This window comes from Candidatus Pelagibacter communis, from assembly GCF_001180025.1.
In the GTDB taxonomy this organism is placed as follows: domain Bacteria; phylum Pseudomonadota; class Alphaproteobacteria; order Pelagibacterales; family Pelagibacteraceae; genus Pelagibacter; species Pelagibacter ubique_A.
Window position 1 is genome coordinate 31,445 of record NZ_CVSK01000030.1, and the last position, 13,763, is coordinate 45,207.

Below are 13,763 nucleotides of genomic sequence, written 5' to 3' on the forward strand. Positions count from 1 at the left end.
ACAATAAAAAGCAGCAATTCGGTCCCTTCGTCTATCGGTTAGGACACGTGGTTTTCATCCTCGAAAGAGGGGTTCGATTCCCCTAGGGACCGCCACAAACATGGTTTTTTTTGTATACTTGCTTCAGTCATATGGGTCAAAAAGAAACAAAACCTATGTTGGATATACAAATAATTTAAAAAAAAGAATTTCATTACACAATAGTAATAAAGGTGCAAAAGCTACTAAAGGCTATAAATGGAAATTGATCTATAAAAAAAAATTTACAACTCGATCTAAAGCTATGTCATATGAATATAAATTAAAAAAAGATCGAATATTAAGAAATAAAATAAAACATTCCATGATTAAATTTATTTAATTTTTTTAATAATTTTAATTATATTTTCTGAAAATTCTAAATTTGTGAGGTTAATTTTACTATTAATGAATTCTCTAATTTCCAAATCCAAAGGCTTTTGGTCATTTAATTTTATAGCTTTTGATTTACCTTTAAAAATATATTTTGATTGATTGAAAATATTCCTTGTAAAACTATCTATTTTTGGAAAATTTACATAATTATTATAAATTTTTAAAGGTTCATCAATATTCATTTCATCAAATAGTAGCATTTTTTTACTACCAATTATTATTATTTTTCTAATTTTTTCGGGATTTAACCAACTAACATTAATGTCAATTTTAATATTTCCAGATTTTAAATTTAGAAAAGATATATCGTAGTTTTTTTTCCCTAATACATCATGATTTATTGAATTTTTAAGTGATAATTTATTCTTAAACAGAAAATGAAGTATACTTATATCATGTGTTGCCAAATCATAAGCTGCAGAAACTTTATTTCTAATTGGTCCAAAATTTTGTCTTTGTAAATTTATATATCTAATATCACCCAAAACATTTGAATTAATTATTTTTTTTAAATATCTTATGTATTTGTTATAAATATAAATATAACCAAAAGTTAATTTATTTTTTTTATTAATTGTAAGTTTTTTTATTTTTTTAAAATGATCTAATTTTATTAAACCTGGTTTCTCAACAAGAATATTTTTATTAAATTTGATAAGAGATTTTAAAAGATTAAAGTTATTTTTTGGAGGTGTGGCTAAAAAAACGTGTTTAATTAATTTATCTTTTTTAATTTGATTTAAATTACAATAAGAAACTTTTGTTTGAAATTTTTTTTTTATGATACCAACTTTTTTTTTATCTATATCATAAATATATATTTTTTTAAAAAAATTCATCGAAACAACTGCTTTAGCAACAATTGATCCCCAATAACCTAAACCTATAATAGCTATTGAATTTTTTTTCATATATATCTATTTAATAAAGTTAATCTATTTATTATAAATATAAACAAACACAATATCTAAGATGATTAATATTCAAAGAAATTTTTTTGTTGAAAATATTCTATTAGAGGCAAATTTATTAGATAAAAATAAGATTAAAAATATTCCTTATAAAGATTATATAAATACATCCATAAAAGAAGATTTAGCAATAATTTTTTTAGATATTGATAGAATTGAAGAGAGAAAAGATATTATTAAAGATATAACAAAATTTAAAAATAAAAATAACAAAGTTATATTTATACCTTTCTCAAAGAAAGAAGAAGATATAAATAATTTAATAGACAATATAGAAAAAAAAAAATTATCTAACATTTTAAATATAAATATTAATAAATTAGGTATAAAAAAAAAAATAGATAAAAAAAGAGAAAAAATATTTAAATCTTATCTATCACTAGAAATTATATTAACTTTATCTAAAGTTCTTAGCAAAATTATTTCAATTTTAAATAATAGAGATATAAGACTTGCCTCAGTAGATCTTGATAATACTTGCTGGACTGGTGTAATTGGTGAAGATGGAATAAAGAAAATTTTTTTGGACAATCATCAAAAAAAATCACTTTATTTTATTAACGAACTTATTAAAAAAACAGGCTTACTCTTTTCTATTCATTCAAAAAATAACGAAAAATTAGCAATCAAAGGTATAAAAAATAAATTTTCGCAATATAAAAATTTAATTACTAAATCTTTCAAATATATTAATTGGGATCCAAAAGTAATATCAATTAAAAAAATTGCAGAACTAGTAAATTTTTCAAAAAAAAATATTATTTATTTTGATGATAACATTTCTGAAATTAAACAAATAAATAAGTTTTTATTAAAAAAAAATTGCTTATGGATTAAAAATTCTTATTTTTTTTATCTTTATACAAAAAGTTTATACATTTCTAATATTTCTAAAGAAAAAAACTTAAATAGATTTAAAGATATAAAAAGTAATATAAAACGAAATGAAGTTACAAATAATAAAGGCATCTTAGATTATATAAAAACTTCAAGTGTAAAAGTATTATTTTCAACTAGAAAAATTGATCTTAATAGATTTGTAGAAATGTCTAATAAAACCAATCAGTTCAATTCTAATTATATGAGATACAATCTAAAGAGTTTAAAAATCATAAAAAAAAATAATAATATTAAATTAATTACATTTACCGTTTCTGATAAATATTCAGACTCAGGTGTTATATGTTCATTAGTCTTAGAAAAGAGAAATAATTTTCATATAATTAATGAATTTTTAATATCATGTAGAGCATTGGGTAGAGATCTTGAATATATTTTTCTAAGTCAAATAATTAAGAAGTATTCAATTAAAAATCTTATAGTTCCTTACAAATTGACTGATAGAAATGTGCCATTTATAAAATTTATAGAAAAAATAAAATTAAAAAAAAATACAATAAATTATTGGCTTAATCTTAATAAAATTAATAAACATTCAATTGAATATGAAAAATATATCAAAATTAAAACTAATTAAAAAAATTAATAAACTTTTAAATATTAAAAATGATAATGAATTAAAAAAAATAAAAAAAAAAGATTTTGATAAATGGGATTCGTTAACCCACTTGCAAATAATTTTTTTATTAGAAAAAAATATAAAAAAAAAAATAAACATTTCAAAATTAAACAAAATTTCATCTGGAAAAGAAATAATTAAGATAATAAATGATAATTAAAGGAAATTTTGTTTATCTTAAAAGTTTATCTATTAAAGATAGCTATTTTATTTACAACCTTCGTAAAAAAAAAAAAATTAGCAAATATTTACATAGTCCTCCAAATTCAGTTTACGATCAAATAAAATGGATTAAAAATAATATTAAAAAAAAAGATACATTGGATTTTGTGATAATATCTAAAGAAAATAACAAAAGAATAGGAACTATTGGTTTTGATAAGATTAAAAAAACAAACGCTGAATGGGGTAGGTGGATATCCTTGGGCACAACAATTCAAAATATAGAAGCTACTATTATTCTCCTAAAATATGGATTTGAAAGACTAAAATTGAAAGATATTTATTCTTTAACAAATATAAATAATCGTAAAGTAGTAAATTATCACAAAAATACTACCGCAAAATATAATGGAATAATCAAATCATTTTTTTTAATTAATAATAAAAAAACTGATGCAGTCAAATTTACATTCACTAAAAAAAATTTTTTAGAATTTAAAAAAAAATTTTACTTTATTTCTGAATCAACTCAATAATGAAAGTATTTCTCATTCTAACAAACGCAACTTTTTTATTTTTAAAAGCCTTAGCTGGAACTGGATTCACTACAATTTCAAATTTTTTTTTTAATTTTTTTAAACTTTTCTCTAAATTATTAACTTTGTAAGCAAAGTGATAAGCAAATATTTTTTTTTTTAATATGTTATTTAGTCCAATATTTTTTTTGTATGGTTTAACTAATTCTATTAAATTATTATCAAGATTTTTTAAAAATAGTATTTTTACTTGTAGTAAGTCATCATTAATAATTTTACCCTTTTTTTTGTAGTTTAGTATTTTGAAATTATCATAAGATTTATTAAAATTGTCAGTTAGATAGCCAATGTGATGGAATTTCATATTTTTTAATTTGTTAAAAATATCAAAATTTTCATTAAAAACAAAATTGTTTTATAATTTTATTAATTTGATACAAGAAATATCATCAATGAGCAAAAAAATTTTTGTAGTATTACCTAGTAAAGATCAATTCATTAAAAATTATGCTGGTTCAGCTTCTATTTGGGTAAAAGATTTTTTTAAAAAATCTATATTTAAGAAAAACATCCAAATTTTTGGTTCCACTAATAATTTAAAAGATGTATTTATAAAAAAAAATTACACTAATCTACAAATTCCTAAACTTAAATTATTAAGTAAATCAAATGCTTATATAAATGATTTTTTAACATATTGTATTAAGCATAAACCATTAATAATAGAAATTCATAATCGACCCTCTTATTTATTAAAAATTAATAAAAAATTTTTTAAAACAAATTTCATTTTAATTTTACATAATGATCCATTAAAACTTAAAGGATCAATGACTATTGACGATAGAAAGTTCTTATTAGAAATTTGTTATAAAATATATTTTGTTAGTACATGGGTTGAGGACAAATTTTTTGATGGCTTGGATAAAAATTTCTATACAAATTTTAAAACTATATACCCAAGTGTTGAACCAATTAAAAAATTTCCAAATAAAGAAAATACTATAATTTTTTCAGGTAAATTAAATTCTGCAAAAGGTTTTGATTTATTTGGTTCGGCTATAATACGTATTCTCAATAAATATAAAAAATGGAATGCTATAGCTGTTGGTGATGAACCTAGAGAAAAATTTCTATTTAAACATAAAAGATTAAATTTTACTGGTTGGATACCACATAATAAAGTTTTAAAATTATATAATAAGTCGTCAATTAATATAGCACCATCCATCTGGGACGAACCTTTTGGTAGATCACCATTAGAATCAGGATCAAGGGGAAATGCAGTTATAATTTCTAAACGTGGGGGTTTACCTGAAACTATACGCAAACCTATATTTTTAGAAAAAGTTACTGCTAATGAATTGTTTAATGAAATAGAAAATTTAATTAATAATGTAAAATTACTAAAGCAAACACAAGTTAATAATTTTAAGAATCCTCTACATTTAATATCTGAAAATATAAAAATAATAGATAAAGATAGAGAAATTGTATTAAAAAAATCAAAAAAAATAAATATTAATCTAAATAAAAAACCAAAAGTTCTTCATATTTATAATCGAGCAGAAAAAATTGGCGGAAGAATTTATTTTATTTCAACAGGAAAAAAAATTGAAAATGGACTTATTAGGTTAGGTCATGATGTTGAGGGAATAAGTGATAGGGACATATTAAGTTACAATTCTAAACTCAAAGGTAAAGATATACTAAATAAGATTTTTAGAGAAAAAACACTTTACTATAGGCCTGATTTAATTTTGATGGGTCATGTGAATACAATTAACGATGAATCTTTTCATATTGTTAAAAAAAAATGTAGAAATTTAGTTATATCGCAGTGGTATGAAGATAATTTGACCCTTAATGGACCTGATTTTGAAAAAAATTATTCTAATCTTAAAAATAATTTTAATTTTATAAATAATCTTTTTATATCAACACATCCTGACAAGGTAAGTAAAAAAAGTAGTAATTTAAATTATTATTTCCTACCAACACCTGTCGATAAAAATATAGAAAAATTAAATATCTATAATTTAAAAGATTTTACGTATGATGTTTTTTTTGCCATGAGCCATGGTGTAAATCGTGGAAAAATTAAATCAGGAAAAAAAGATGAAAGAGAAAATTTTATAAAAGAATTAATGAAACTTAATAAAGATATTAAATTTGATATTTATGGTTACAATAGCAGAAATCCTGTTTGGTCTGAAAGTTTTTACGAAGCAATATCGAGATCTTTTATGGCAGTAAATTTAAATAGAGGAAAATTAAAAAAATATTCATCTAGTAATAGAATTGGTTCACTAATTGGTAATGGTCTTCTTACATTTATTGATTATAAAAAAAAATTTAATCATTTCTTTAAGGAAAATGAGTTAGTTTTCTACAAAGATATATATGATCTATCGGATAAAATTAACTTTTATAAAGATAATATCGATATAGCAAAAAAAATAGCCAAAAATGGACAAAAAAAATATTTCAAATTATTCAATGAAAAAGAAGTAGCTAAATACATAATTAATAAATCATTTGGCTTAAAACAAGAACCTGTTTGGAAAAAATATATAAAATAAATGATCAAATTTTTAGATTTATATAATCAAGACAAAAGTCTGCACACTCAAATTTTAAAAGACTTTAATAAAAAATTTAAAAAAGGTGATTTTATTCTTGGCTCTGATGTTGACAAATTTGAAAGAAATTTTTCCAAATTTTGCAATTCAAAATATGCAATTGGTTGCGCAAATGGTACAGACGCAATTACTATTGCATTAAAATCTTTAAATCTTAAAAAAGATTCTGAAGTATTAATTCCAGCAATGACTTATTGCTCTACAGCTTTCTCAGTTATTAATGCTAATTTAAAACCTATATTAGTTGATACCGACTATATGTCTCCTACAATTAATCTTGATGAATTAAAAAAAAAAATTAATCAAAATACAAGAGTTATAATACCTGTTCATCTATACGGTTCTGTTGTTGATATTAAAAAAATTAAAAAGATTATTAAAAATAAAAAAATTTTTATAATTGATGATTGTGCCCAGGCACATGGAGCTAAAGATAATAAAGGGGAAAAAATTGGATCTTTAGCTGATATTTCTACATTTAGTTTTTATCCTGGTAAAAATTTAGGTGCATATGGAGATGCTGGTATAATTACGACTAATAATGAAAAATTTTATAAAAATATAAGGAAAATAAGAAACTTAGGTTCAGAAAAAAAATTTTTACATGAAAAAATAGGTTTAAATAGCAGACTTGATACATTGCAAGCTGTTATTCTCAAACATAAATTAAAAAATCTTAATAGATTAAATCGCAAAAGAAAATTAATAGCATCACAATATGATAAAAGAATTTCAAATTTTAAAATTAAAAAATTAAATTACTCCAAAAATAGTGTTTATCATCAATATGTAATAATTGTTAAAAAAAGAAAAAATTTTTGTAATTATTTAAAAAAATATAAAATTCAATATGGTTTCCACTATCCACAAGCAATTCATCAATTAAAAATTTTAAGAAAAATGTTTTCTAGACAGAGTTTTATTAATTCAGAAAAAATAGCTAAATATGGAATAAGTATTCCTATTGATCCAAATTTAACTAAAAAACAAGTTTCTTATATTATTGACAAGATTAATAGTTTTTAAAATCAATGAGTTTATATATTTAAAAAAGTAGAGGGATCTACAAAGATATATTTGGTTTTAATATAGAAAAAAAACATTATTCTAAATATATCAGCTAAACGATATTATTTATGTGAGGATTAAATATTTATCTTATTTAAAGCATTATTTTTAAATATATTTGCTTCTTTTATATATCTTCTGACCATTTGAGTGGTTTTATGACCTGTCATTGCCATTATACTTCTTTCATCTGCACCAAATTCTGCTGCTACTGTTGCAAAACCTGATCTTAAACTATGACCTGAAAAATTTTTATTTTCTATTCCTGCTATATTTAAATACTCTTTGATTAACAAAACCACAGATTGATCAGTTAGTCTATTTTCAGTTAAAGATAATCCTTTAGAAAATCTTCTAAAAATAGGTCCAGATTTAATTTTAGAAACTTCAAGCCATTTTTTGAGATTTATCACAGGACAATAAATTTCATTACTAAAGTAGGGAAGGCCTTTAATCATCCCTTCACCAAACTGATCAGTTTTTGATCTTGTGATGTTTATTTTAAGTCCCTCAGGAACAAATTCTAAATCTTCATAGTTAATTGAGACAAGTTCAGTTCTCCTAAAACCTCCTCCAAAGCCTACCAAGATAATTGATTTATCTCTAAGCTTCTTAATATCATTTATTTTCTGATTATTAATTACATTAATAATTGATTTTAAATGATTGATTAATATAGGTTTTTTACCTTTCTGAATACTTCCTTTAACTCTTCTTATTCCCATCAAATTTTCTACTATAATTGGATGTTTTGTATCCAAGTAATGACCTTTTAGCCTATGAACCATGCTTATTGATACCAATCTTCTCCTAAGAGTGCTTATTTTTGAATTTTTAGACAGGTGGGTTAGGTATAAAGAGACGATTTTTGGTTCAGTCGGCAAAGGATTTAGACTATGTTTTGCACAAAAAGCTCCAAAATCTTTAAAGTCAGATTTATAGGCTCGTAAAGTATTATTTGCTTTTGAACTTTTTAGATTATTTAAAGTTGCCTCATGAAGTGATTTTAAATCTGTAGTTAGTTCATTCATTTTATTACTATTGATAACAATTAATTATCGTTAGTAATATATTAAGTATTTTATAATGTCAAATAAAATAATTTATTAATTTAAAGGACAATTAATGACATTGTGTGGACAATAAGTATGAAATATTATTTAAAGATGGGAATAGACGGAGTAATTGAACCGATATATTTTTTAATAACATCTTTTGGTTTTGCAATATTAAGCTTTATTAATTATAAAAAATCTGGAAAAACTCTGGAAACTATTTATCTTTCAATTTTAACTGTTTTCTTTATAGTCTGCTTCATTATTTTAAATTTTTATTGATGAAAGGTACTAAATTTCAATTAAAAGTCTGGAATTACCTTAAAACTATACCAAAAGGCACTGTCAAAACCTATAAACAGGTAGCAATAGCAATAAAAAGCCCTAAATCAGCACGCGCTGTAGCTAATGCATGTGGAAAAAACCCTTATGCCCCCAAAATACCCTGTCATAGAGTAATTCGGTCCGATGGAGGCCTTGGTGGATACTCAGGGAGAGGTGGAATTAAGACAAAACTGCGTTTATTGAGATCTGAAAAAGTTCATATTTAGTAGCTTTTTTGGCCTATTTTATGGTCAAAAACACTTGTAAAATCAAGGTTTTATCAATATTTAAGCTTATTTTAACATGAATAGTAATATTCTCCCTTCAGTTGTACTATATATCGATATATAACAAAATAAAGCACCTCTATGGCCGTTTAAAACATATATTCTATAACTGCATTGCTCTACTTTTCAATGATACCAAAGCTAAATTTAGTTTCAAATTTAATAGAATTTTTTAAAATATTTGTTCCCCAACTAACTTATTAAAATAAGAATTTTGAATTTTGTGTTTAATTTGCTAATAAAACCATTGGTATTAAACACTTTTAAGTATTATGGTTTATTTTCTTTATTTAGATTGCTATTTTTGCCTTTATCTATTTAAAATAATAGTTATTAATTGGATAATTTGTATTAATTTATCATTATATATTATAATAAAAAAATATAATAATTACAACAATTTAAATAAATATATTAAAGTAATAGATTATATATTAGTAACTATTTATTTACTATTTATTAGAACGAGTAAGCAAATATTCTCTTCTAGAAATATATAGACCACTTAGAACAATAATAAATAAACCTAAATAAGTCCAGTTATCAGGCAATTCATGAAAGAAATAGTAACTAATCAGTATATTTGTAATTATCTCTGTGTAGCCCAAAGGAGCTAATTTAGAGGCATCAGCGTATTTGAGTGATAATATGAGGAAAAGATGTGCTACAGAAGCTATAAGGCCGATTAAAGCCATTAAAATCCATTGATTTGACGTAGGATTAACCCAAACTGAGGGCATAAATAGGCTAATTATTATGGTTCCTATTAAACCCGATAGTAAAAGGGTTAAAAGAGGATTATCAGAGGTGCTGAGCTTCCTAGTTATAATAAGATAAAACCCATAGCAAATTCCATTACCTAAAGCAGCCATGGTAGCTAAATTAAATTCTATAAAGCCAGGTCTGATTACAATTAAAGTTCCAATAAATCCTAATGATACAGCAGTCCACCTCTTCACCCCTACTTTCTCATTTAAAAAAAATGGAGATAAAGCTGTAACACAAATTGGAGCAACAAAAGCTAAGGTTAAGGCTTTAGGAAGTGAAATTTCCGATATTGCATAAAAGAATAAATAAGTAGAAAAAACAAAAATTAATCCTCTAATTAATTGAAGAACTGGTTTTTTAGTCCAAACTAATGAATGCCTATAAAAGATAAGCATTAGGGATAATGTAAAGACTACTGTAAAAAAATATCTTGCCCACGTTATCTGTAAAACATCCATAGATGAGCTTAAATATTTAGCAAAAGCATCCATTACAGGGACAATCATCCAAGCAGATGCATTTAAAATTATAGCCTTCATAACAGAAGGATATCTCTTAATAGAAGTATTTTAAAGCAAAGAATAATGTAATCGGAATAGTGAATAAGGACATGATTGTAGATACTACAATTGTGCTAGATATATTATCTACAATTTCTTTAGGAGAATACATGTGCGCAATCAAATAACACAAAATTGCACTAGGCATACAAGACTGAATTAACAGAACACCAGCTGGTATACCAGATAAATTAAAAAATTTTATAACAGCAAATCCTATAATAGGACCTAATATTACTCTTCCAAAAGAAGTTATTAATGCATCTTTAAAAGAAAATACTTTCATTTGTGTAAGAGCAACACCTAGAGACATAAGGATCATTACAATCATTCCATAAGCTAAAAGCATTACAGTATTTAATACAAATTGAGGAAATGGAATGTCAAAATACAAAAAGAGTACTGTTATTAAAATTGCATAAAATGATGGACTTTTTAATATTGTTTTAAAATCAAAGGCTCGTTTTGCTAAAAAAATATTTAAAGTAAAGTGGAGTAAAACAATTAAAGATGAAATTGCAGCTGCTATACCCATTCCTAATTCACCATAGGCAAATAAACAAATCGGAATACCCATATTTCCAGTATTCGGTAAGATAAAAGTTGGTAATTCACGAATATAATCTTTCTTCATAAGAACAAGAAAAATTAAACCTACAATCCCAAATAATGTTAATAAGATAATTGCGTAGCCAAAATATTCACTAAATAAATCAAAAGTTACTCCACCTGCTGTAATAGCAAAAATAACGAGAGCTGGAGTTCCAAAATTACCAGCGTATGTAGTTATAAATGATGTATCAAAATTAGGATTTTTTTTACCCAGATGATATCCAAGACCTACTATTAGGAATACTGGAAATAAAACTTCAAAAAGTTTTAAATAAATTTCCATTAACCAAGCAATCTAATTAATGTTGGTGTTTTTAAAATATTTTTATTTTTATTGAAAATAGACAAGCAATTATGAATATTATTTTCAGTTGTTTTATGAGTTATAATAACTATTGTTGCTTTATTGTTTTTCTTATCAGGTGTTTGGATTAACCTTTTAACTGAAATTTTGTATTTAGCTAAACGATTAGTTATTTCAGATAATACACCAGGCTTATCTTTTACTTCAAATCTTAAATATAATGAATTAACATAATTGTTTACATTATATGGCTTTAAAGATTTAAGCTTAGAAACACTAACACCAAAAGGTTTTTTTATATTTCCACGCAAAATTGATAATAAATCAGAAAGTAATGATGAAGAAGTAGGACCTGGTCCAGCTCCCTCCCCTTGCAACACACTTTCTCCAACAGGTTTACCTTGAAGAATTACTGCATTCATTACACCGTTAACATTACCAATATAAGATTTTTTACTAACCAAACATGGATGAACGGTTTCAAAAAGATGATTATTCTTTAACTCAGAAATTCCCAGTAGCTTTATTCTTAAATCCAATTGATTTGCAATTTTAATATCTTTTAATTCAATTTTTTCTATTCCTTCCATTAAACATTTATGTTTTGAAATTTTACTGTTAAAGGCTAAAGCAGACAAAATTCTTACTTTAGCAAATGCATCAAAACCATTTAAGTCTAATTTGGGATTACCAGGTTCGGCATAACCAAGTGTCTGTGCTTTTTTTAAAACGTCAGCAAAATTTTCATTTGAATTTTCCATTTCAGATAAAATATAATTTGAAGTACCGTTCAGGATTCCATAAACCTTTGATATTTTATTTGTTGCTAATCCTTCTTTAATAGATCTTAATATCGGGATTCCTCCAGCAACTGATGCTTCAAATTCCAAATTAACTTTATTTTTTTCTGCAAGTTTTGCTAACTCATTACCGTGTTTTGATATTAATGCTTTATTGGGTGTAATAACATGGATTTTACTTTTTAAAGCAGTTTCTACAACTTTTTTAGAAATTCCACCTGATAAACCTATGGCCTCAAATATTATATCGATTTTATTATTCTTAAAAATTTCTAAAGGATTTTTATAAAATATTTTTTTATTAACTTTAAATTTTCTTTTTTTATTGATATTTCTAGCAGATACAGCAACTACTCTTATTTTCTTTCCCGTTTTAAGTTCTATATCTCTTTTTTTGGTAATTAATTCATTTAGTAAATAGTTACCTACTTGGCCTAGCCCTATTACAGCAATATTTATTAATTTACTCATTTACTTATATCCGGATATTTACTCTTTTTTGTATAGTCATCTATATAAATCTCATATTCCTCTAATGTCATTGATGTTATATCGTCTGCCTTTTTTAATATTTCATTTAATTTTTTTTTATTAGTTTTACTTCCAATAGAATTTTCTGTCCAATACTGAGAATCTTTATTTAAAGAACAATTAGATATTATTAATGAAAAAAAAATTATTAAAAAACTTCTCATTTTAATCCAGTTATTTCAGGGAAATTAAATTTATTATTTAAATTTTGCACGGCTTGACCTGCCCCACCCTTTATTAGATTATCAATAGCTGAAAGAATTATTATTTTATTGCTATATTTAGATTTACATACTGAAATGTAACAATTGTTAGTATTTATTACGTCATTAGTGCTTAATAGAGAGTTTGATTTTAATATTTTTACAAATTTCTCATTTTTATAAAAATTAGCTAATGTCTTTAATACCTTTGATTGAGAAATATTTTTTTCTAAGTCTAGATATATTGTACTTAAAATGCCTCTGAACATTGGTGATAAGTGAGGAGTAAAACTAAATTGAAATTCTTTCTTAGTAAATTTTCTTAACATTTGATCTATTTCTGAATTATGACGATGGAAACCAACTCCATATGCACTTAAAGAATCGTATAGATTTTTGTCTTTATATTTTTTGTGAACACCTCTACCAGCACCTGAATATCCAGATTTTGAGTCAATTATTATGCTATTAAGTTTAATTAAATTTTTTTTGAATAAAGGTATCATAGGCAACAGAATTGAAGTTGGATAACAGCCAGGACACGAAATGATATTATGCTTTTTAATCTCACTTCTGTTTATTTCTGGAAGTAAATAGATACTTTTCTTTATCAAATTATTTGCACGATGTTTCTGTTTATACCACTTTAAATAATCAGAAGCTTTAGCTAATCTAAAATCTGCTGCAAGATCGATAAGAGTATGATTTGTGCTTAAATATTTAGATATATCTTGCGCTTCTCCATTTGGAAGCGCTGTAAAAATAACCTGAACATCTTTTAATAATTTTTTATTAAATTTTAAAATTTTTGGTAATTTATATTTAGATAAAGATTTATCATAAAATTTAATACTTTTACCTACAGAGGAATTTCCACATAGGTATTTAATATTAATATATTTGTGTTTAACTAATAATTTAATTAATTGAACACCAATATATCCAGTTGAACCAGCAACTAATGCATTAAGCTTAGGCATTTTTTATTATAACAGTTAAAAATTAAA

General features: G+C 23.8%; 15 protein-coding genes and 1 tRNA gene. 8 read left to right on the forward strand and 8 right to left on the reverse strand.

The window, feature by feature from the left end; genetic code table 11:
- The first annotated feature begins 20 nt into the window (after positions 1–20).
- Both AMN83_RS00600 and AMN83_RS00605 read left to right on the forward strand, forming a co-directional pair.
- Positions 21–95 (forward strand) — tRNA-Glu (locus AMN83_RS00600).
- A 5-nt stretch (positions 96–100) separates the two neighbouring features.
- Positions 101–361 carry a GIY-YIG nuclease family protein gene (locus AMN83_RS00605; RefSeq protein ID WP_075503477.1) on the forward strand — a complete coding sequence of 87 codons (261 nt, stop codon included), beginning with the start codon at positions 101–103 and terminating at the stop codon, positions 359–361.
- On the opposite strand, the gene AMN83_RS00610 is transcribed toward AMN83_RS00605, so the two are convergent.
- Positions 354–1,325: a Gfo/Idh/MocA family protein gene (locus tag AMN83_RS00610; protein WP_075503479.1), complete on the reverse strand. Its 972-nt coding sequence runs from the start codon at positions 1,323–1,325 to the stop codon at positions 354–356. The two genes, AMN83_RS00605 and AMN83_RS00610, sit on opposite strands and share 8 nt — an antisense overlap.
- 61 nt (positions 1,326–1,386) lie before the next feature.
- Here AMN83_RS00610 and AMN83_RS00615 point away from each other — a divergent pair, with 61 nt between their 5' ends.
- The 3 genes from AMN83_RS00615 to AMN83_RS00625 are packed head-to-tail and all read left to right on the forward strand — an operon-like array spanning position 1,387 to position 3,602.
- Entirely contained in the window at positions 1,387–2,862 is a 1,476-nt protein-coding gene (locus tag AMN83_RS00615) for an HAD-IIIC family phosphatase (protein ID WP_075503481.1), read from the forward strand.
- Positions 2,831–3,064, forward strand: a complete 234-nt coding sequence (locus AMN83_RS00620; RefSeq protein ID WP_075503483.1) for a hypothetical protein — start codon at positions 2,831–2,833, stop codon at positions 3,062–3,064. Before AMN83_RS00615 ends, AMN83_RS00620 begins: the two co-directional genes overlap by 32 nt.
- Complete coding sequence (locus AMN83_RS00625) at positions 3,054–3,602, forward strand: GNAT family N-acetyltransferase (protein WP_075503485.1); 549 nt, start codon at positions 3,054–3,056, stop codon at positions 3,600–3,602. The genes AMN83_RS00620 and AMN83_RS00625 overlap by 11 nt, the downstream gene beginning before the upstream one ends.
- Here the strand turns inward: AMN83_RS00625 and AMN83_RS00630 are convergent.
- A complete protein-coding gene (locus tag AMN83_RS00630) occupies positions 3,580–3,966 on the reverse strand; it encodes a VOC family protein (RefSeq protein ID WP_075503486.1) in 387 nt (128 codons plus the stop codon). The two genes, AMN83_RS00625 and AMN83_RS00630, sit on opposite strands and share 23 nt — an antisense overlap.
- An 88-nt stretch (positions 3,967–4,054) precedes the next feature.
- Between AMN83_RS00630 and AMN83_RS00635 the strand changes: the two genes are divergently transcribed.
- Together AMN83_RS00635 and AMN83_RS00640 are read left to right on the forward strand one after the other, a co-directional pair.
- Positions 4,055–6,184: a glycosyltransferase gene (locus AMN83_RS00635; RefSeq protein ID WP_075503825.1), complete on the forward strand. Its 2,130-nt coding sequence runs from the start codon at positions 4,055–4,057 to the stop codon at positions 6,182–6,184.
- Entirely contained in the window at positions 6,185–7,270 is a 1,086-nt protein-coding gene (locus tag AMN83_RS00640) for a DegT/DnrJ/EryC1/StrS family aminotransferase (protein WP_075503488.1), read from the forward strand.
- Positions 7,271–7,389: 119 nt separating this feature from the next.
- Here AMN83_RS00640 and AMN83_RS00645 read toward each other — a convergent pair whose 3' ends face one another.
- Entirely contained in the window at positions 7,390–8,343 is a 954-nt protein-coding gene (locus AMN83_RS00645) for a site-specific integrase (protein WP_075503489.1), read from the reverse strand.
- A gap of 305 nt (positions 8,344–8,648) precedes the next feature.
- On the opposite strand from AMN83_RS00645, the gene AMN83_RS00655 reads away from it, so the two are divergent.
- Positions 8,649–8,918 carry a methylated-DNA--[protein]-cysteine S-methyltransferase gene (locus AMN83_RS00655; protein ID WP_075503492.1) on the forward strand — a complete coding sequence of 90 codons (270 nt, stop codon included), beginning with the start codon at positions 8,649–8,651 and terminating at the stop codon, positions 8,916–8,918.
- Positions 8,919–9,430: 512 nt separating this feature from the next.
- Here AMN83_RS00655 and AMN83_RS00660 read toward each other — a convergent pair.
- Genes AMN83_RS00660 through argC form a run of 5 tightly spaced genes read right to left on the reverse strand, consistent with a single transcriptional unit; the run spans position 9,431 to position 13,736 of the window.
- Complete coding sequence (locus AMN83_RS00660; protein ID WP_075503494.1) at positions 9,431–10,285, reverse strand: DMT family transporter; 855 nt, start codon at positions 10,283–10,285, stop codon at positions 9,431–9,433.
- A gap of 16 nt (positions 10,286–10,301) precedes the next feature.
- Positions 10,302–11,201 carry an AEC family transporter gene (locus tag AMN83_RS00665; protein ID WP_075503495.1) on the reverse strand — a complete coding sequence of 300 codons (900 nt, stop codon included), beginning with the start codon at positions 11,199–11,201 and terminating at the stop codon, positions 10,302–10,304.
- Positions 11,201–12,493: a homoserine dehydrogenase gene (locus AMN83_RS00670; protein WP_075503497.1), complete on the reverse strand. Its 1,293-nt coding sequence runs from the start codon at positions 12,491–12,493 to the stop codon at positions 11,201–11,203. The genes AMN83_RS00665 and AMN83_RS00670 overlap by 1 nt, the downstream gene beginning before the upstream one ends.
- The gene (locus AMN83_RS00675; protein ID WP_075503498.1) at positions 12,490–12,717 is read right to left on the reverse strand and encodes a hypothetical protein; all 228 of its coding nucleotides are present in this window, start codon (positions 12,715–12,717) and stop codon (positions 12,490–12,492) included. The genes AMN83_RS00670 and AMN83_RS00675 overlap by 4 nt, the downstream gene beginning before the upstream one ends.
- Positions 12,714–13,736 carry an N-acetyl-gamma-glutamyl-phosphate reductase gene (argC, locus tag AMN83_RS00680; protein WP_075503500.1) on the reverse strand — a complete coding sequence of 341 codons (1,023 nt, stop codon included), beginning with the start codon at positions 13,734–13,736 and terminating at the stop codon, positions 12,714–12,716. Before argC ends, AMN83_RS00675 begins: the two co-directional genes overlap by 4 nt.
- Positions 13,737–13,763 lie beyond the last annotated feature (27 nt).